Raw genomic sequence first — 20,119 nt, 5'->3', positions numbered from 1 at the left:
AGAAGTTCAAAGCCTTGAGATGTGGGACAAAGAGTATGTGTGGCATCCATTTACCCAGATGAAAACGTACCGCCGGGAAAAGCCGCTCATTATCGAACGCGGCGAAGGAAGCTACTTGTACGATGTAGAAGGAAACAAATATTTGGACGGTTACTCTTCGCTCTGGGTGAACGTGCACGGCCACAACCACCCAGAACTGAACGAGGCATTGATTCAGCAGGCGGGAAAAATAGCGCATTCAACGCTGCTCGGAGCAGCAAACGTCCCCTCCATTCTGCTGGCAAAAAAGTTAGTAGAAATTACCCCGAAAGGACTAACAAAAGTTTTCTACTCTGATTCAGGGTCTACCTCAGTAGAAATCGCGCTGAAAATGGCCTACCAATACTGGCAGCTGAAAGATCCGATTCGGTATGCCGGAAAAAAGAACAAGTTCATATCCCTGCGCGAAGCATATCATGGAGATACGATCGGCTCGGTTAGCGTCGGAGGCATGGAAACATTTCACCATATCTTTAAGCCGCTGCTATTCGAACGTCTGGAAGCCCCGGCACCGTATACGTACCGCCTTACGGAAAACAACGACGCGGAAGCGTGTAAAATGTTGTGCCTGAAAGCTTTGGACACGATGTTAAGAGAACATCATGAGGAAATTGCCGGGCTCATTATCGAGCCGCTTGTACAGGGAGCCGCCGGCATGATTACCGCTCCAGACGGGTTTTTACGCGGCGTGCGCGAACTTTGCACCCGCTATAACGTACTTATGATCGCCGACGAAGTGGCGGTCGGTTTCGGTCGTACAGGCACTCTATTCGCCTGCGAGCAAGAAAATGTAGAGCCGGACTTTCTCTGCGTAGCCAAAGGATTGACAGCCGGCTACTTACCTCTGGCGGCCACGCTCGTGCGGGAAGAAATTTACGAAGCGTTTCTGGGCGAACCGGAAGAGTTGCGCACGTTTTTCCACGGACATACGTATACCGGAAATCAGCTTGCCTGTGCGGTCGCGCTTAAAAACATTGAACTTATCGAGCGCGAAAAGCTTATCGATTCCCTTGTGGCAAAAATCGAGTGTCTTGCGCAGAATTTAGAAAAATTCCACACTCTTCCACACGTCGGCGACGTGCGGCAACGCGGCATGATGGTCGGGATCGAACTTGTACAAGATAAAGATAGCAAAAAAACATTCCCCATGCATATGCAAGTAGAGCATAACGTTATTCTGCACGCACGGCAAAACGGCGCCATCATCCGCCCGCTAGGCCCGGTAATCGTGCTAATGCCGATTCTTTCGATGAGCTTGGAAGAATTAGAACAGCTGACTGATATTACGTACGAAGCGATTAAAACAGTGACAGCGCAGGCATACGCTTCCTGCCGATAAGCGGTCAATGATTCACTGAAAAAAGCTCGCGAGCGTTGCTGTTCTTCATCCAATAAAACAGCCCTCCTGTCTGACAAGTATGCCAAGCGGGAGGGCTTGCGCTTTTTCAGCTTTGTTTTATCGCTTGGTGCGCGGTTTGGCGGGTTCAATATTCACCCGTTTTCCTTTGATGCGGGAATGACGCAACGCTTCATACACGAACGGTGCGATATCTTGCGCTACTTCAATAAACGTGAAGTTATCAAAAATATCAATCCGACCAATTGCCTTACTCGGGATACCAACCAGCTCGGAAATCTCTTTCACCAAATCCGGAGGACGGAGATCAAGGCTACGGCCGACGTTCATAAAGAAGCGAACCATTCCCTTGGAAGCACCCGTTTCGCCAAAGTCGTACATCTCTTCTTCCACCGAAGAAACGGACGGTGCAAATGCAAGCGAAAGGGCGGCCGCTGTCACTTTTTCCAGCGTGTATTCTTCTTTCAGCTGCTCGACCATTTCCATAAACGGCGCCAAATCGCTATCGCTTTCTAACAGGGAGATCAACTGTTCTTTCCAAATGCTTTGCTGGCGTTCCATCACTTCCTCAAATGAAGGTACATTACGGGACTCCAATGTCGTTTTCGCGATTTTTTCAATCGTACGCAACTGCTTCATCTCGCGCGGGGTTACCAGTGTCATCGCGATGCCTTTCCGACCGGCGCGGCCGGTACGACCAATACGATGTACATAGCTTTCCGGATCCTGCGGAATATCATAGTTCACGACATGGGACACATTTCCCACATCAATACCACGCGCTGCAACATCAGTCGCCACAAGCAGCTCAATTGTAGAGTCGCGGAATGCCTGCATAACTTTGTCGCGCTGGGCCTGACTTAAATCACCATGCAAACCGCTTGCCAGATATCCACGCTCTTGAAGCGCTTCCGTAAGTTCATCCACACCGCGCTTCGTACGGCAAAATACAATGCCGAGTTCAATTTCTTCACTGTCTAGAATACGACACAAACTTTCAAGCTTGCTGCGTTCAAATACTTTGTAATACACTTGTTCAATCGTCGGAGCGGTCACTTCTTTGCGGCTGATGGATACCGTCTTCGGGTTGCTCATGTATTTATGAGCAAGCCTCAGGATTTCCTGTGGCATAGTCGCCGAAAAAAGGAGCGTCTGGCGATCAGATGGCGTTTCTTTAATAATTGCCTCAATATCATCCTGGAAGCCCATATCGAGCATCTCATCCGCCTCGTCCAACACCAGCATGCTGATCTGATCCAAACGTAACGTTTTACGACGCAAATGATCCAACACTCGTCCCGGCGTGCCAATGACGACCTGTACCCCCTGCTTCAGCGCACGAATCTGGTGTCCAATGGACTGTCCACCATAAATAGGAAGCGTACGTATCCGCTTATATTTAGCGATTTTGCGCAGTTCTCCGGACACCTGAATCGCCAACTCTCGCGTCGGTGTGAGGACAATCGCCTGCACAGCGTTACGGTTTGTTACTTTCTCAATTAGCGGCAAACCGAACGCGGCGGTTTTCCCCGTTCCGGTCTGTGCCTGTCCAATTAAATCGTATCCTTCAAGAATTTTCGGAATACACTGTTCTTGAATTGGCGACGGTTCTTCGAAGCCCATATCGTAAATGGCTTGCTGAATCGTCCTGTGTAAAGCGAAGTCTGAAAAATTTGCCATATATTAAAAACCACCTTTTTTTATTCGTTCAAGCATTGTAAATATTGCATGTTTTGCCGCACGAAGCTGGATTGCGGCACGCTGACCGGATAGGCGAAGTTCCCTGACATTCGTATGTTTTCCATCGCTTGCGCCAATATAGACGAGACCTATAGACTTCTCCGACGCGTGTGGGCCAGCTTCTCCTGTAATCGCAATTCCATATGTACTTCCGATTCTAAGACGCACTTGCTCCGCCATAATACGCGCTGCGTCGCCACTCACCGCTCCCGTGGTCTGAAGCACATCCCGCGGCACGCCTAGTTGCTTTTCCTTTACTTCATTTGTATAGCAAATGATAGAACCTTTCAGCGCGGCCGAACTGCCCGGAATAGAAGTGAGTAAATGACTCGCCAAACCTCCTGTCACACTCTCCGCAAATGCCACCGTTTCACCACGTACGCTTAACTCACGCACCAGCACCGAAGCGAGCGAATCATCGTCATATCCATAAATAAATTGTCCGACGCGCGCTTCGATTTGTTCTTCAACGGAACGGATCATCGTCTCTGCTTCCACCACACTTTTGGCTTTAGCGGTCAAGCGAATCGTGACTTCCCCTTCAGCCGCAAGCGGCGCAATCGTCGGATTCGTTTGAGAATCAATTAAATCTATCAACTCTTCTTCAAGGGCCGACTCACCAATACCGAAAAAACGAAGCACTTTGGAGTGCACCACGTTTTTGCCACCCATCAGTGACAAAAGGTAGGGGATTCCATACGTGTTAAACATCGGATGCAATTCACGCGGAGGCCCTGGTAGCATCATGAGATGTTTACCTTTATGTTCAATAACCATCCCCGGTGCCATGCCATGGTCGTTCGGCAATACATGGCTTCCTTCCACCACAAGCGCCTGCTTACGGTTGTTCTCCGTCATCGTCATGCCGCGCTGTTTAAAGTAAGCGATAATGCGCGCAAGCGCCTGTTCGTCATGCACCAATGGCTTCCCGACAGCTCTGGCAACTGTCTCTTTTGTCAGGTCATCTTTGGTAGGCCCTAATCCTCCAGAAAAAATAAGCAAATCCGAACGGTTGAGCGCTTCTTGAATCTGTACGTACAGCCGATCAGCATTGTCGCCGACGACAGTATGGTAATAGACACCGATTCCAATTTCCGCTAACTTTTGCGAGAGGAACTGGGCGTTTGTATTGGCGATTTGCCCAAGCAATAACTCCGTTCCGACCGCAATAATTTCTGCTCTCATATGTAAAACGCCTCCCAAATAAATCAACCGCCGAAAATGGCGGGTGAACGTTACGCGAGCGGAATCACTTTTTTATTTTTTACAAAGTATTCCACACCGGAAACAATTGTCATAATCACGGCCGCCCAAACCATAATTGTGGCAAACGGAAAATGCCATGTTTCAAACGGGAAATTCTGCAAAATAAGCGCGGCTACGGCGATAATCTGAAATACCGTCTTCCATTTGCCAAGCCTGCTTGCAGCAATAACCAATCCTTCTGCCGCGGCTACCAGACGCAGTCCCGTTACAGCAAATTCACGACTAATAATGACCACGGCTATCCAAGCGTCCAGCCGCTGCATTTCCACAAGCGAAATGAGAGCCGCGGAAATCAAAAGCTTGTCAGCGAGCGGATCAAGAAATTTTCCCAAGTTGGTTACCATTTTGCGGGAGCGGGCAATGTAGCCGTCAAGCCCATCCGTCGCGGCGGCAACAATAAAAATAAGCGCGGCGATCATTTCACTGTATGTAATCTGCACGCCTCCAACTTTAACCGATCCGAAATCATCAAACCGCACGAGCAAAAAAATCATAACTACTGGCACAAGAAAAATTCGTGCCAGCGTAATCCGGTTGGCCAGGTTCAACTAGATAACCTCCCCCGCAAGATCAAAGTCGTACGAATGGGTGATACGCACCGGAACGATTTGTCCCAGTTCGCCTTTATAGCCGGTGACAAACACTTCGCCGTCAATTTCGCTCGCATCATACTGTGAACGGCCAATGTATACATCATTCTTGCCATCATATGCTTCAATCAGCACAGAAATCACTTTACCGACAAAACGTCCGTTGCGTTCGCTGGCCACCTCCCGTTGAACTTCCATCAATTCGTTGGCTCGACGTTCGATAATATCCGCCGGGATCTGTTCCGGCAATCTTGCGGCCGCCGTTCCTTCCTCCTGTGAATACGTAAAGACGCCCAAACGGTCAAACTGAATCTCCCGTAAAAACGCTTTAAGATTCTCAAACTCTTCTTCCGTTTCTCCCGGAAAACCGACAATGATGGACGTACGAAGCGCCACATCCGGCACAGCTGACCGGATTTTGGCGATAAGCTCACGCACATCACGCTGGCGTCCTGGGCGCAACATGCGTTTCAACACCCGGTCTTCGCTATGCTGTAGTGGCATGTCGATATATTTACATACTTTCGGATTGGTCGCGAATTCTTGGATCAATTCATCGGTAAAATATCCTGGATATGCATAGTGAAGGCGAATCCATTCGATCCCTTCGACTTCCGATACTTTGCGCAACAACTTATGCAACACACGTTCACCATAAATGTCAAACCCATAATTTGTGGAATCCTGAGCAATCAGATTAACCTCTTTCACACCTTGAGCAGCAAGTTCTTTTGCTTCGTCCACGATGGATTCAATGGTGCGGCTCCGGAACGCGCCCCGAAGTTGCGGAATAATACAGAATGTACACTTGTTATCACAACCTTCCGCAATTTTAATATACGCGGAATATGTTCCTTTCTCAACTCTGCGACGTGTTGCATTCTCATAGGAAAAAACCGGATTTCCAACAAAAACTGGTTTTTTGCCCTCCAGCGATTCCTCGATAATCCGGGTGATTTTATCAAAATCGCCGGTTCCGACAATCCCATCAATTTCTGGCATTTCCTGCATTAATACTTCTTTATAGCGCTGCGTAAGACAGCCGGCTACAATTAAAGATTTCAAGTTCCCGTGTTCTTTCAGATCGGCAACTTCGAGAATCGTATTAATCGACTCTTCTTTCGCCGCATCAATAAAGCCGCACGTATTTACAATCACGACATCGGCTTTCTGCGGATCGTCCACAAGAAGGTAGCCTCGCTCATCAATCAACTGTGACATAATGTCGGAGTCAACAAGGTTCTTCTCGCATCCGAGCGTGATGATCGCTACTTTCTCTGTTGTTGCTGTTTTATCCACTCTATTTCCTCCGTCCAGTAGACACAAGCGTCCATTTTTCCATTTATCAGTATAATATACTGAAAAAAAGGTGTCAAAAGAAAAGCCCCTGATACTTCAGGGACTATTTACGAACAATCTTAATTCTTTGTGTACCGCTTTTCTTCGCTTCCGATGTATCGACAGGCTGTCCATTGACGAACACTTCGACATCGCGCGCCCGTACAACACGGATAAGCGCCATGTTTCCTTCCGTCACTTCAAACGTTTGGCTTTCACCTTCTTTCAGCGTTTTCATGCCAACTCGACCGTTCGTTCCGGATACATCCATCCAGTGATCGCCCTTCTTGGCCGTTACTTTTACAACAATTTTGTCGGCACCTGTCAATTCATAATTAATAACTGAGCCGGTTTTCGGTGCAGGTGTAAGCTTTCCGTTCGCAACCGGCGGCTGTTGCTGCTGAGGCGGTTGCTTCGTTTCAGGCGTATCCGGTGGCGGAACGATAATTTCTTTCTTTGCCGGAGTCGTCCCTTCTTTCGGTTCCGTCTGTGGCAGAGCCGGATTGGCTCCCTGATTCTTCAGGGCATAATGAATTCCGGCCGCAATCACCCCGATGACAAGAATGGCGAACAAATAAAGCAAAATACGCGACATCCATTTGCTGCTGGCGCCGTCTCGCTCCTTACGCCCGTGCCGATTTTGCCTTAGCGGTGGGGGAGACTCCTCTACCTTTGGCGGGTCTGGAAGCTCGGAACTATACTGACTAATTAATTCATCAGGATTAAGTCCAACCGCTTCGGCATAGCTTTTTATAAACGCACGGACATAAAAATGCCCCGGTAACACATCAAAATTTCCGTTCTCAATCGCCTCCAGATAGCGGCGCTGTATTTTAGTTGTCTCTTGTATTTCAGCAAGCGACATTCCTTTTGCCTGTCTGGCTTTTCGTAAAACTTCTGCGAGCTCAGACAAATCATCCACCTCCTGCCACTCCGGGAACTCCCTACGGAATGTCGAACCCGGAGAATCCTGTTTCTATATTTTCATATGTAATCTCCTCATCAGGATCGTTACGCAACTCGATAATATAATCGAAATCAGACAATTCATATTCGGTTTCCCGCACGAAAATATCCGGATGTTCAATAACTTTTGTGCACGGCATACGTAAAACTTCACGCATGAGCATCGCGTGGCGTTCGGTGCTGCGCATGGTTGACACAATGCCATCAATTAAATACACATGCTTGCTTCCGTTCATTTCCTCCACCGTGAGCTGATTTCGTACAGTCTGGCGCAAGAGCGTGGAAGAAATAAATGTCCAGCGCTTGTTGGCAGACACACACGCCGCCACCGTTGATTCGGTTTTGCCCACACGAGGCATGCCCCTAATGCCGATAAGTTGGTTACCTTCCCGCTTGAAAATCTCAGCCATAAAGTCAACCAGTACCCCAATTTCTTCTCGCACAAAGCGAAACGTCCGCTTGTCTTCCGCGTCACGCTCAATGTAGCGTCCATGGCGCACGGCAAGCAAGTCCAAAATTGTAGGTTGACGCAGTTTGCGCAGTGTTATATTTTCAACTTTCTCCAGTATGCTGCCCAATAATTCGATTTTTTTTGCATCATCAGTGCGAATCAGTAAACCGCGTCGGCGATTAATCTTCCCATTCAGCGATTCGACACCGTTAATCGTCACGATGTTAATTTTCAGCATCCCAAGAATGGAAGCGATATCCCCTAACAATCCGGGCCGATTTTTGTGAATTTCGTATTCAAGATACCAATCTTGTTTTTCTGTTTCCATCTTGAGTAAAACGCCCTTTCCCTGCTTGATTCTTCTTCCGTAACGACACTATTCTACACTAAAAAATAAAATTCTTCCAACACAAAAAACAGCAAATGAATAAAAAACAGATAGAAATAGAAAATCCCCTCAACGAAGAGGGGATTAAGATAAAAAATACGTTATTGCTTCCTGTTCTGTACATAATTAATCATAGCGCCCGCCATCGCATGACGCTGCTCTTCCGTACCGGCATCCCACAACTCTTTCAGGAGGCGTTCTTGTTCGTTTTTCGGGTCAACATGATTGGAAAGATATTCGCCGATTTGATATGCTATATTTTCCATTGTTTGTTTTTCCATTCCAGCACTTGCCGCCTGGGTCACGCGTTGCGCCAAAAACGTTTTCCAATCCTGAAAGTTTTCCAAGACTGACATATCGTCTTCCTCCTTCGTTTTGCGTATACAAGGGCATATTTGCCCTTCACGTTTAAGATGCACAGCTTGGGACAGTTTTATGCATAGCTCCTTTCATTTTAGCAATACCATGCCCCGTTCGGGCTAATAACCTGACCGTTGATATACCCAGCTTCATCGCCGACAAGAAACGCGGCAAGCGCGGCGATTTCTTCCGGTGTGCCCATGCGGCCAGCCGGAATCTCTTCTACAATCCCCGCAAGCTCTTCTTCGCTGAACGCACCCGTCATCATTTCCGTGCGAACCATACCGGGAGCGATGCAGTTAACAGTAATCCCTGCAGGCGCCACTTCTTTCGCCAGCGCCTTCGTAAACGAGACGACCGCACCCTTAGCAGTCGAATACAACACTTCAAAACTTGCGCCCGTTATTCCCCAGATAGAAGATATGGTAATAATGCGTCCCCATCCCTGGCGCAGCATATGTGGAAGCGCAAGACGGGCGCAGAAAAACGGCGCCCGTACATGCACATTCATCATCTTCTCCCACTCATCTGGCGTCACATCCTGAATCAGACCGTAAGAACTAAGCCCTGCATTCAATACGAGAACATCTGGTGATTTGAGTATCTGATCAAACAGTTGTTCAACTCCATCTACTGCTGTCAAATCTGCCTGCACAAGCGTTACTTCCACCCCTTCAGCGCGACACTGCTCAGCTACCTGTTCCGCTTCACGCGCTGAAGAATGATAATGCAGCGTAACATTGCAGCCGGCTCGTGCAAGTCTAAGGGCAATCGCAGCTCCAATGCCGCGGCTTGCTCCAGTCACGCACGCCTGCTTGCGTTCTTTCATCATGTTCTTCCTTTCCCGTATATTTTACTGTTTTTCAGGCGATGTCACGATCGATACAGAAAACTGTTCGAAATCAATATGCTCCCTAAAGCGTGCGTTTACATCATCCAGCGTCATCGTTTCTAGCATGTCTGCACGCGCGAATAAATCCGTCCCGGCAAACCGGTATTTTGTAAATGAATTAGCGATAAATTCCACCGAATTCAGCGCACGAAGAAATTCGCCTGTCTTCTTCTTTTTTGAAAGAATAAAAGACTCTTCGGCAATGCCGCGTGCAAGCGCATCGTTCAGCTCGCTTTCAACAATGGAAACAAGCGCATCCGGATCTTTCGTGTCGCCCCCAATAATAGAAAATCCGTACTGCGTCTCACCTGAATAATCGGCGCCAAACCCGCTGTTAATCAGTCCTTGTTCGTATAACTTCTGATACAAATCCGAACTTGGGCTAAAGAGCACATCAAGCAGAATTTCGGTCGCTACTTCCCGTTTTAACAACGCTTCGCCTTCCAGCCCAGCCCTCTTGTCTTTAAAACCGAACAAGCACTTCGCAATGCCAACCGGAAGATGGACTACCGAGCGCTTCTTGGCTACACCTTCCGGCTCTTCTGGATAAAAACGCTCGATCGGAGGTTGCTGACCGTACGTTTTTTGTGCCTGATTCTGTCGCACAAGTTCCATTATTTCCTCCGGGTTTACCGCACCTACAATAAAAAGCAGCATGTTGGACGGATGATAAAACGTCTCATAGCACTCGTACAACATTTCTTTCGTAATTTTGCTAATGGACTCAACCGTGCCTGCGATATCGATTTTCACAGGATGGTCATGATAATAATTTGATATTAGTCCGAAGTATACCCGCCAGTCCGGGTCGTCATCGTACATGCGGATTTCCTGACCGATGATGCCTTTTTCCTTCTCTACACTTTGATCAGTAAAATATGGGCTCTGCACAAAATTCAATAATGTCTCCACATTATGAGACACATCCTGTGTACTGGAAAACAAATAGGCTGTGCGATCAAAGCTGGTGAACGCATTCGCGGACGCCCCGTGCGCGGCAAATTCTGTAAACACATCCCCTTCCTTTTCTTCAAACATTTTGTGCTCAAGGAAATGAGCAATGCCATCCGGCACTTTTACTCTCTCTTTTCCTGGTACACGAAATTCATTGTCGATCGATCCATAACGGGTTGTAAACGTAGCGTACGTTTTGCTGAAGCCTTGCTTAGGCAAAATGTAAACCTCAAGACCGTTATCCAAACGGTCATAATAAATTGTCTCATTCAACCGATCATAATGGCGAGTTTTCATTTACTTCGTCTCCCCCTTTCCACGTAAAAAATAAATGGTATCAATTTCTACCTTTTGTGCTACGCGCGCAATATCTTCTTTCGTCGTACTTTCAATGGCGGCAAGCGTCTCTTCTAACGTACGGTGGCGTCCCGCCAAACGTCCGCTGTAATCCATGCTGGCGATAGCAGAAGCGCTGTCCTGGGTTTCACGCAACTGGTTTGACAGCGTCGCTTTCGTCTGGTTCAGCTCGACGTCCGTAATTTCGCCTTGCTTCATCATTTCCAGCTGCTCTTTAATAATGGCAAGCGCTTTATCATAGTTCGCTGTCTCAATTCCAGACATAATCATGCAAAGCCCTTTTTGTGTCTCTAACTGTGACACTGCATAGTAAGCAAGCGACGCCTTTTCACGCACATTCATAAACAGCTTGGAGTGCGGAAAGCCGCCCAGCACCCCGTTATACATCATCAAATGCACATAATTGTCATCTGCGTAGCTAATCTGAGTGCGCATCCCGATATTAAGCTTGCCTTGCACCACGTTCATTTCTTCTGTTACGATCCGCTCTTCCCGTACCTCTTTTTTGTATGGGGTCGGCGCAAGCTGCTTCACCCTGGAAAGGGTCAGCGGAATGTAGTTCCGTATAAGTCCTACCGCATCCTCCGGATTCACGTCCCCGATAATATACATGTCAATCGGATAAGAAGTAAGCGCCTCTTGGTAAAATCCGTACAAATCTTCCGGAGTGATTCCCGGGATTTGTTCATGAATCCCGTATGCCAGCAACCGATACGGCTCATCTTTGCACATCTCTTCCGTCAACCGCTGGTTGGCATACCGCATTTTATCATCGATGAGCCCTTCAATCCGCTTAGCAAGAGTTTCTTTTTCCAACTCCACTATTTTCTTTGTAAATGCTCCGTTTTCAAGCAACGGACGCGTCAACACTTCCCCCAGGAAACGCATGCCGTCTTCAAGCAATGGTCGGGAATCGGCGAGAAACTTTTCGTTCGCGATTTCAAGGTAAAACTGGAGAATTTGCTTCTCCCCACGCTTCATAACACCCGCACTAAAAATAGCACCGTACAATGAATCCAGATGCCGCTGCAGTTGGGCTGGATTGGGATAGGTTGCTGTCCCGCGCTGGAGCACGTTCGGCAATAATGCTCCCTTTGTAACAAGATCCTCTTGCAGCGGCAATTGAATATGTATAAGAATGGTCGTCGTTTTAAATTTTTCTGTGGGCAATACGTGAATACTAAGCCCGTCTTGCTCGCGACTTACGAACGTTAGTTTGCTCATATCTTCGCTCCTTTCAGCTTTCTTTCTATTGTACCCGATTTAGCAAACGATACCAACAAACGCTTACATATCGGACTCATAGACATGCCTTTCTTCCCTCTGGCTTTCTTCCTCCGTCATCGTATGAAACCGGCCGCATCTTTCCTCAAGACAAAGCATTCCCGTTAAATTACTGTCTCGATAAGGCATCCCATATTCACTTCCGCAATAAGGACATTTCCACATAAAAAAACCCCTTTCTCATCCGGTACTATTCGTAGTCTGTACCTAGAAAGGAGTTTTATGTCCGCTTCACATTATAATTTCCTGCGCCTTTGCTGTGTTTGCTCGATTGCGTTTTTGCCCGTGGAATAAATCCCAACCGCCATCAATCCTGCAATGATTCCTTCCTTGCTTGCTGCAAGCAAATTGTCATCGCCATACAACCAAGCATTCCCCATATTTAAAAGTGTGATTAATATAACGGTGAGAAAAGAACGCAATTTTTTAGGAACTTTTAAGTACTGTGCAACAACGGGAGTTAGCGCCATGCCAAGTGCCGTAATCGCGGTAATGTCGATCTCCATGACCTGTCCCTCCTTCCTTCACCTTTATATTCCATATTATGAAAAAATAGGGGAAAAAGAGACAGGCCATACTGTCTAAAAATAGAATTTTCCGTCTATCTTTATGCTTACAAAAATGCCGTCTAAAAGCCTACCGTTTGAATTGTGGAATAAAAGGCGGTGCTGCTCAACCATCCCTTCATGGGATGACTTAGAGCAACCATTTCCTATAGAATCAAATCCATGAGCGGTGCTCATCCTGCTGGTAGTAGGTCACATGTTCCTTTGAACGTCATGGTATGAGGTTCTGGTATTGTCCAAAACGAACTGTGGACGCTAATGACTTAAGAATCCCACGGCTTCAGCCATGTGGAGTGTCAAAATAAATTGCATCATGAAAATAAAAAAACTCGCAGGCGTTGCCACGATAAGAGAATCTAGCATACGAATCCAACCGTGCGCCGCACACACCCCTGCCTCTGCTTCAATTAAATCCTCTGTCGTATTTAGCAGCCTGGCCAGTTCTTGCACATCAACCCACCCCTTCTCCCAGACAACTTGCAAAAATTCATTACGAAACACAACAAAGCCCCTCCTTCTTTTTCTATTATTGTTATATTTATTATACAAATAGCGTCCCATAGATTTTGTCTAATCTTGTCATGGAAAAAGCAAAAAGTTTTCGTTTTTATCTAGCAAAATGTATCATATTTCCCAGGCATTCCGCGCTGATTGAAACCTGTAAATCCTAATTTACGTATAAACAAGATAGAAAAGCGAAGTACTCTGAACAAACTCCAAAAGTCAAGCTTCAAAAAAAGGGGTATGGAACAGTGAATATAATCAAACGATGGCGGCAACGAATCAAAGAATGGTGGCTGGATCGGCCACACCCGTCCGGCGCTGTTATTAAAGGCAACTATGAAATTATTCATGTGCTGGGGATGGGTAGCTACGGCATTTCCTACCTTGTCTTTGACCATAAAGCAAAAGAAAAGAGAGTGCTGAAGCAGATGCGTCCAAGCCGTCTAAACAGTCCTAAAGGCAAAACGCTGTATGAATATGAAATAAATATGCTTGCCGCGCTGCGCCATCCGCGAATGCCCCGTTTATTTGACTCATTTGAAGAAAACGGACAGCTTTATTACGTAATGAACTATATACAGGGAAAGACACTGGAGGATTTGCTATTTGAGGAAAACCGGAAATTCGGGGAACGTGAAGCTTGGGAAATCATTCTCGAACTTCTCGCGCTTATAAAACACCTGCACGAACGGCGAATCATCCACCGTGACGTACGCATTCCAAATGTCATCTGGAACGACGACGGAATATATCTGCTTGATTTCGGACTTGCCCGCTATCTGGACGACTCCCCTTCTTACCTGGAAACAACGAATGACCATTACTGGCCGGAAAAAAGGCTGAAACGCGAAGTCCACCCACGGAGCGATATATACGCGCTCGGCCATTTTATGCTGTTTATGCTATACAGTACGTATGAAGCCAAAGCAGGAGAGGCGGAGCGAATCTGGGAAGAAGAATTGACGCTTACTCCAGCGACTGTGCGGATTTTGCGGCGAATGCTCCAGCTTGATACGCCGTACGCAACAACGGCAGAACTTGAGCGAGATATTCAAGATTTTTTAGAACAACAGGAAAAAAGGTTCTAACAAAAAAACCGGAGTTCATCCGGTTTGATCAAATTGCTGTTGCACCAGCTTTCTGTAGAATTCGTGAGTTACTAACAGTTCATCGTGAGTACCATGCCCTGTTATCACTCCTTTTTCAAGAACAAAGATCTTGTCTGCATTGCGTACTGTGGATAGACGGTGGGCAATGACCAGCGTGGTTCGACCTTGCATTAACACTCGTAGCGCTTCCTGCACCAACTGCTCAGAAGCACTGTCCAGATGGGCTGTTGCCTCATCAAGGAGCAATATTTCCGGGTCGCGCAATATCGCCCGGGCAATCGCAAGGCGTTGGCGTTGCCCACCCGATAATTTTACTCCTCTTTCTCCGACCTCCGTGTCATATCCCTTCTCCAACGAGCTGATAAACGCGCTCAGATTCGCCTGTTCCACCGCTTCTTTCATTTTTGCTTCGTCAACTTCTTCCAGGCCATACGTCAAATTGTCGCGGATCGTGCCGCCCATCATCGGACTTTCCTGTGACACATACGCAATACGACTTCGCCAATCCTGAATACGTAAGGATGAGAGAGGCATAGAACCATAAAAAATAGTTCCTGCTGACGGCTCATAAAATCTCTCGATCAGCGAGAACAACGTCGTCTTCCCTGCTCCGCTCGGACCGACGAAGGCAGTCATTTGTCCTGCTTCTATCGTCATAGACAAATCACGTAAGATGAACTTGTCCGGAGCATAACCGAAGCTGACTGTATCAAACCGGAGCGACTTTTGCCGATCACTCGCTTGCTCACGCAGCGGTTGCTCGATCACCTGCGGGTGTGACTCCTCTAGTTCTTCCCGTAAAATTTCAATGATCCGTTCAGAAGCCCCCATCGCTTTCTGGAATTGAGTGAAAAACGAAGCCAGTTGCGTGAAAGGAACAACAACTTGAAACATATACAAAATAATCGCTACCAATTCACCGCCGGTTAACGATCCTTCAGCAACCCGCACTCCTCCATAGCCGATCAACATAACAAGCAGAAGCATCATAATACTCATCATTAGAGGTGACAAAATTGCCGTAATCCTGGCTTCCTTCAAACCGTAACGAAACAGATGGGTTATTCTCTTATCCCCCCGCTCTCGTTCCAGCGGTTCTGCCAGAGACGCTTTGACAAGGCGAATTTCCGATAACACGCGGCCAAGATCCCCTTGAAACAGCGCGGTTTCGTCCTGCATCTTCTTGGAAACCCCGAACATTCTGGCACCGATCGGCCATAAAATGAGCAAGGCTACAGGCACAGCGAGCAACATAAACAGCGTGATTTTCCAATCGATCATGAGCAATAAAATGACGGCTCCGATAATGGAAAGGAGTCCGGAAAAGAAGGAAATAACATGAGCTGTAATAAAATCTTTGATGACATTCGTATCGTTGGTAATCCGGCTCATCACTTCCCCTGAAGTATTGCGGTCAAAAAACGAAACAGGTAGCTTCAGCACCCGTTGCCATACCTCACTGCGCAACCGGGCTACGACATATTGACCGACATAAGACATCGTGTAAATCGAACAACCTGACATCAACGCCTGAAATAAAAAGACGCTTATCATTGAAACAATTGTAGTTCCTTGCAGACTTGCTGCTGACAATTGATTCACCATATCCATCGTAAACAAAGGAATAAGCAAGGAAAGAAGCGTCTCCCCGAGACCTAGCACAACAGCAACGATTATAATCCAAAGAGCTGGCCTGTGCTTACTTAATAAAGACCAGAAATCCCCCCATTTGGGCAAACCCATTCTTTTACCCTGAACAGCTTCAGGATTGGCTAACTTGTTCGAGTTCCTCATTCGATTTCTCCCTCTCGTTCAACAGAAATTTCTTTCCTTTCAAACAAACTCGTAATCAATGGTTCGTATGTCATCTCTTTCTAACTCCTTGCTTACCAAAAATTATAGCCCCTGACGTAACGTCAAGGGCAAGCTTTTTATCTTATCGTTATTTATAATTGCCGAGCGAAGATTTCGTTCGGATGATTGGCGTCGCTTGAATCGAATAAAGATCTGTACTCAGAGTGCCCGTCTCCTGATTTTTCATCCGTTGCCCGTAGCTACCGGGTTGTCGGGGTAAGAAATCCAATCGCTCCAGCTGCCAGCATACAGCTTGGCATTTTCGTATCCTAAACGTTCAAGCGCAAACAAATTCGCGCAGGCGGTGACACCTGAACCACAGTAGACAATCACTTCCCGATCCCGTGGCAATTCGGAAAAATGCTCACGCAACACTTTCTCATCCTTCCATTTCCCGGTTTCGTCAACAACACACTGCCACTCATAATTCACTGCGCCCGGAATATGGCCGCCAACCGGATCTATCGTTTCCACTTCCCCGGTATAACGGTTATGTGCTCGTGAATCAACCAAGAGAGCTTGCCCGCCCTTTACATGGCGACGCACATCGTCCACATTGCGAAGCAAATCCTTCCTGACGCGGGGTACGTATGTAGCAGAACTACGCTTCGGCATTTCCGCGGTTACTGGATACCCTGCTGCTTTCCACGCCGGAAATCCGCCGTTAAGAAGCGCCAGCTTTTCATGCCCAACATAGCGCAATACCCAGTATGCACGAGCAGCCATCACCCCTTGTTGCTCATCGTACAACACAATCGCTGTATCATTGTCTATCCCTACTTGGCCAAGCTTAGTCGCGAACACGTCCGCATCCGGCCAGGGATGACGTCCACCGTGTACAGCTTTCGGCGCTGATAAATCCTGTTCCAGATCGAAATAAATCGCACCCGGAATGTGTTCAGTTTTATATCCGTCCCTTCCTTTCTCTGGCTGTCCCAGCACAAATCGACAGTCCACCACCGCCAGCTTTTCATCATGCAAATGTTCTGCTAACCACGAAACAGAAACTACCATGTCCACCGTATCCTTCACTCTCCCCTGAATTTCTGTACGATCATGCACCGCTTTTGGCAGGAATTTTTTTGTCTGTCTCGAAGTGAATTATGTATATCGGACAAGCCTTCTGCTGACAAGAAGCTCAGGTTTTAATTTTCTGAAAAATAAGCATTATTTTATAAAGAACGATTTGAATTCGTCGCTTTATATCGTAGCAAATGCCTGAAAATAAAGTCAATATTTGTTCACAAGTCATGGCGTATTCGCTATGATACGTAATTATAATAGTGTAAAAAGGAAGCAAAATGTACAAATTGGCTACTTGAATCGGAGGTGCCCGCCACTTAAAGGCGACAATGATGAGTAAAAAATACGTCTACTTGTTTCACGAAGGCAATGCAACAATGAATGATCTTCTCGGAAGGAAAGGAGCCAATCTGGCCGAAATGACCGGGCTTGGGCTCCCCGTCCCTCCGGGTTTCACCATTACAACAAGCGCCTGCCGTCGCTTTTATGAGGAAGGAAAAAACATCCATCCAGAGATTGAACAGGAAATCTATTGGGCGCTGCATACGCTTGAAGAAACAGCAGGCAAGCGCTTCGGTCATCCGAGTAGCCCGCTGCTCGTATCGGTCCGTTCCGGCTCATCCATTTCCATGCCCGGTATGATGGATACCATCCTCAATCTCGGTCTAAACGATTATACGGTCGCCGCTCTGGCAGCGCATAAGGAAAATAAGCGTTTCGCTTATGATTCCTATCGCCGGTTTATTCAAATGTTTAGCTCCATCGTCCTGGGCGTGGATGAAAGACAATTCGAAGACGAACTGGAACGAATAAAAAAACAGGCAGGCGTAGAGCAGGATTCACAATTAAGCTGCGACCATCTTCTTGATTTGATTCTCATTTTCAAAGAAATTGTTTTCAAAGAAACAGGACATAAATTCCCGCAAGACCCAAAACAGCAACTTATCACCGCCATCGGCGCAGTATTCGATTCCTGGTACAACCAGCGCGCGATGATTTACCGACGAATTCAAAAAATTCCGGAATATATTGGAACGGCCGTTACCATTCAACAAATGGTGTTCGGCAATCTGGGGCCAAACTCCGGTACAGGCATCGCGTTTACCCGTCACCCTTCCACCGGAGAAAACGAACTGTTCGGCGAATTCATGTTTAACGCGCAAGGCGAGGATATTGTGGCTGGCATCCGCACACCACAGCAGCTAACCGTCCTCCAGGAGCGGCTGCCCGAAACATTCGAGCAATTCAAAGAAATTGCCTATAACCTTGAGAAACACTATCGTGACGTGCAGGATATCGAATTTACGGTAGAAGAAGGCAAGCTGTACATCCTGCAGACCCGTTCCGCCAAACGAACCGCCGAAGCAAATATTAAAATCGCAGTCGATATGGCAAATGAAGGGCTTATCACGCGTGAAGAAGCCATTATGCGAGTTGACCCAGCATCGCTTGCACCGCTCATGCAGTACACAATCGATCCGAATGCCGAACTTAACATTATCGGCAAAGGGCTCGATGCCAGTTCCGGAGCGGCCACGGGAATTATTGTGTTTGATGCGGAAGAAGCGGAGCGGCAGCACCGTACCGGTCATTCTGTCATTCTTGTCCGTCAGGAAACGACCCCAGAAGATATTCATGGCATCCTCGCCAGCGCTGGCGTGCTGACAACGCGCGGCGGCGTAACCAGTCACGCGGCGGTTGTAGCACGCGATTTGGGCACGCCTTCGGTCGTCGGCTGCGAATCGTTTACCGTTGATATGGAACGGCGCGAGCTTCACACCGGAACCGTTATCCTCAAAGAAGGTGACGTCATTACCATCTGCGGCTCCACCGGGCGTGTCATCCTCGGGGAAGTTCCGCTGGTACCACCAAAATTCTCGAAAGAATTCTGCACCCTTCTCGAATGGACCAATGAATATAAAACGCTTGCTGTCTACAGCAGCGTCAATACGCCACAGGAAGCCAAACTGGCGCGCAAAATGGGCGCTGAAGGAGTCGGACTCTGCCGCACGGAATTAATGTTTATGGACCCGGAACGCCTGCCACGGGTTACTCGGATGATTCTTGCCCGCACTTCGCGCGAGCGTAAAAAAGCGCTACAGCAACTGATTCCGCTACAAAAATCGGATTTCATCGGCATTTTTCGGGCGATGGAAGGCAAGCAAGTTACAATACGTCTCATTGACCCGCCGCTGCACGAGTTCTTGCCGCATCCGACAACCGTTGCGCTCGAAATCGAACGGGCGCGCCTAGCAGGTGATGAAGAACTGCTCGCCGAAAAAGAAGCGCTACAGCAACGGATCGAAATGCTGCACGAACTGAATCCTTCATTTGGGCACCGTGGTTGCCGAATCGGCATCACGTATCCGGAAATTTACGAAGTCCAGACCCGTGCCATTGCGGAAGCGGCGCTTGAACTGAAAGCGGAAGGCATGACCGTTTACCCGAACATTATCGTGCCTCTTGTAAGTGACTGGCGCGAAATGAAAGCTGTACGCGAAACCGTGGAAGAAACGCTCGAACAGGTATTCAGCGTCTACCGCGATCGAATCGATATTCCGATCGGAGCGTTTATTGAGTTGCCGCGCGCTTGCATAACCGCTGATAAAATGGTTGAATACGCTGACTTTATTACCTTCGGCACAAATGATTTGACGCAGTCTACTTACGGATTCAGCCGCGACGATGCAGAAGGCAAATATCTAGCTCACTATCTGGATCACAATATTTTGCCAGAAAATCCGTTCGTGTATCTTGACGAAGAAGGCGTAGGCAAGCTGATTGAAATTGCCATTGCAAAGGGCCGGAAACGTAAACCAAATCTGCCCATCGGCGTGTGCGGCGAGCACACTAGTGAAAAACATTCTGTACTGTTCCTTCAGAACGTTGGCATAAACTTTATTTCCTCACTCCCGCCACGTGTTCCCGCCGCGCGCATCGCTGCTGCCCAGGCTGCCATTCGTATGCGCCGACAACAAGCAATCAATGGCAACTAATTCATGAGAAAAACTCGTGGGCATGCCACGGGCAAAAGAAAAAACCCGGATTCTGACTAAACTCTGATATTATCCCCTTGTGGTT

At 47.6% G+C, this 20,119-nt stretch carries 17 protein-coding genes; 3 read left to right on the top strand and 14 right to left on the bottom strand.

The features are described from left to right. The first annotated feature begins 19 nt into the window (after positions 1–19). Positions 20–1,378, top strand: coding sequence for an adenosylmethionine--8-amino-7-oxononanoate transaminase (gene bioA / locus K3F53_RS06900; protein WP_057900362.1), 1,359 nt, complete (start codon positions 20–22; stop codon positions 1,376–1,378). Between the two features lie 117 nt (positions 1,379–1,495). Here the strand turns inward: bioA and K3F53_RS06895 are convergent, their stop codons facing one another. The 12 genes from K3F53_RS06895 to K3F53_RS06840 form a co-directional block, all read right to left on the bottom strand. After that, positions 1,496–3,076, bottom strand: coding sequence for a DEAD/DEAH box helicase (locus K3F53_RS06895; protein ID WP_091260525.1), 1,581 nt, complete (start codon positions 3,074–3,076; stop codon positions 1,496–1,498). Between the two features lie 3 nt (positions 3,077–3,079). Continuing rightward, entirely contained in the window at positions 3,080–4,321 is a 1,242-nt protein-coding gene (locus K3F53_RS06890; protein ID WP_057899239.1) for a competence/damage-inducible protein A, read from the bottom strand. Between the two features lie 50 nt (positions 4,322–4,371). Continuing rightward, positions 4,372–4,950 (bottom strand): CDP-diacylglycerol--glycerol-3-phosphate 3-phosphatidyltransferase, encoded by a 579-nt coding sequence (gene pgsA / locus K3F53_RS06885; protein ID WP_057899240.1) that lies wholly within the window; start codon positions 4,948–4,950, stop codon positions 4,372–4,374. Further along, complete coding sequence (gene rimO, locus K3F53_RS06880) at positions 4,951–6,291, bottom strand: 30S ribosomal protein S12 methylthiotransferase RimO (RefSeq protein ID WP_057899241.1); 1,341 nt, start codon at positions 6,289–6,291, stop codon at positions 4,951–4,953. It abuts the gene before it with no gap. A gap of 103 nt (positions 6,292–6,394) precedes the next feature. Then, positions 6,395–7,243 (bottom strand): helix-turn-helix domain-containing protein, encoded by an 849-nt coding sequence (locus tag K3F53_RS06875; RefSeq protein ID WP_091260527.1) that lies wholly within the window; start codon positions 7,241–7,243, stop codon positions 6,395–6,397. Positions 7,244–7,274: 31 nt separating this feature from the next. Further along, positions 7,275–8,075, bottom strand: a complete 801-nt coding sequence (locus K3F53_RS06870) for a DUF3388 domain-containing protein (protein WP_057899243.1) — start codon at positions 8,073–8,075, stop codon at positions 7,275–7,277. Positions 8,076–8,236: 161 nt separating this feature from the next. Next, complete coding sequence (locus K3F53_RS06865; RefSeq protein WP_057899244.1) at positions 8,237–8,491, bottom strand: DUF3243 domain-containing protein; 255 nt, start codon at positions 8,489–8,491, stop codon at positions 8,237–8,239. A 98-nt stretch (positions 8,492–8,589) separates the two neighbouring features. Further along, positions 8,590–9,327, bottom strand: a complete 738-nt coding sequence (gene ymfI / locus K3F53_RS06860; protein WP_343211526.1) for an elongation factor P 5-aminopentanone reductase — start codon at positions 9,325–9,327, stop codon at positions 8,590–8,592. Positions 9,328–9,348: 21 nt separating this feature from the next. Beyond that, positions 9,349–10,638, bottom strand: coding sequence for an EF-P 5-aminopentanol modification-associated protein YfmH (gene yfmH / locus K3F53_RS06855; RefSeq protein WP_057899246.1), 1,290 nt, complete (start codon positions 10,636–10,638; stop codon positions 9,349–9,351). Further along, a complete protein-coding gene (yfmF, locus tag K3F53_RS06850; RefSeq protein ID WP_057899247.1) occupies positions 10,639–11,922 on the bottom strand; it encodes an EF-P 5-aminopentanol modification-associated protein YfmF in 1,284 nt (427 codons plus the stop codon). It abuts the gene before it with no gap. 296 nt (positions 11,923–12,218) lie between these two features. After that, positions 12,219–12,488 carry a hypothetical protein gene (locus K3F53_RS06845; RefSeq protein ID WP_091260533.1) on the bottom strand — a complete coding sequence of 90 codons (270 nt, stop codon included), beginning with the start codon at positions 12,486–12,488 and terminating at the stop codon, positions 12,219–12,221. A gap of 315 nt (positions 12,489–12,803) precedes the next feature. Beyond that, positions 12,804–13,049, bottom strand: a complete 246-nt coding sequence (locus K3F53_RS06840) for a hypothetical protein (protein ID WP_091260534.1) — start codon at positions 13,047–13,049, stop codon at positions 12,804–12,806. A 251-nt stretch (positions 13,050–13,300) separates the two neighbouring features. On the opposite strand from K3F53_RS06840, the gene K3F53_RS06835 reads away from it, so the two are divergent. Beyond that, positions 13,301–14,140: a serine/threonine protein kinase gene (locus K3F53_RS06835; RefSeq protein WP_082706040.1), complete on the top strand. Its 840-nt coding sequence runs from the start codon at positions 13,301–13,303 to the stop codon at positions 14,138–14,140. Positions 14,141–14,155: 15 nt separating this feature from the next. On the opposite strand, the gene K3F53_RS06830 is transcribed toward K3F53_RS06835, so the two are convergent. Both K3F53_RS06830 and K3F53_RS06825 read right to left on the bottom strand, forming a co-directional pair. Beyond that, positions 14,156–15,955, bottom strand: a complete 1,800-nt coding sequence (locus tag K3F53_RS06830) for an ABC transporter ATP-binding protein (protein ID WP_281423724.1) — start codon at positions 15,953–15,955, stop codon at positions 14,156–14,158. A gap of 243 nt (positions 15,956–16,198) precedes the next feature. After that, positions 16,199–17,029 (bottom strand): sulfurtransferase, encoded by an 831-nt coding sequence (locus K3F53_RS06825; RefSeq protein WP_327850951.1) that lies wholly within the window; start codon positions 17,027–17,029, stop codon positions 16,199–16,201. Between the two features lie 338 nt (positions 17,030–17,367). Here K3F53_RS06825 and ppdK point away from each other — a divergent pair, with 338 nt between their 5' ends. Continuing rightward, on the top strand, positions 17,368–20,034 hold the full coding sequence (ppdK, locus tag K3F53_RS06820) for a pyruvate, phosphate dikinase (RefSeq protein ID WP_057899251.1): 2,667 nt from the start codon (positions 17,368–17,370) through the stop codon (positions 20,032–20,034). Positions 20,035–20,119: the final 85 nt, after the last annotated feature.

The sequence above is a fragment of the Aneurinibacillus thermoaerophilus genome (genome assembly GCF_019603355.1).
Classification (GTDB): Bacteria; Bacillota; Bacilli; order Aneurinibacillales; family Aneurinibacillaceae; genus Aneurinibacillus; species Aneurinibacillus thermoaerophilus.
Note: the sequence above shows the minus strand (reverse complement) of the source record. Positions and strands in the feature narration are given on the sequence as shown.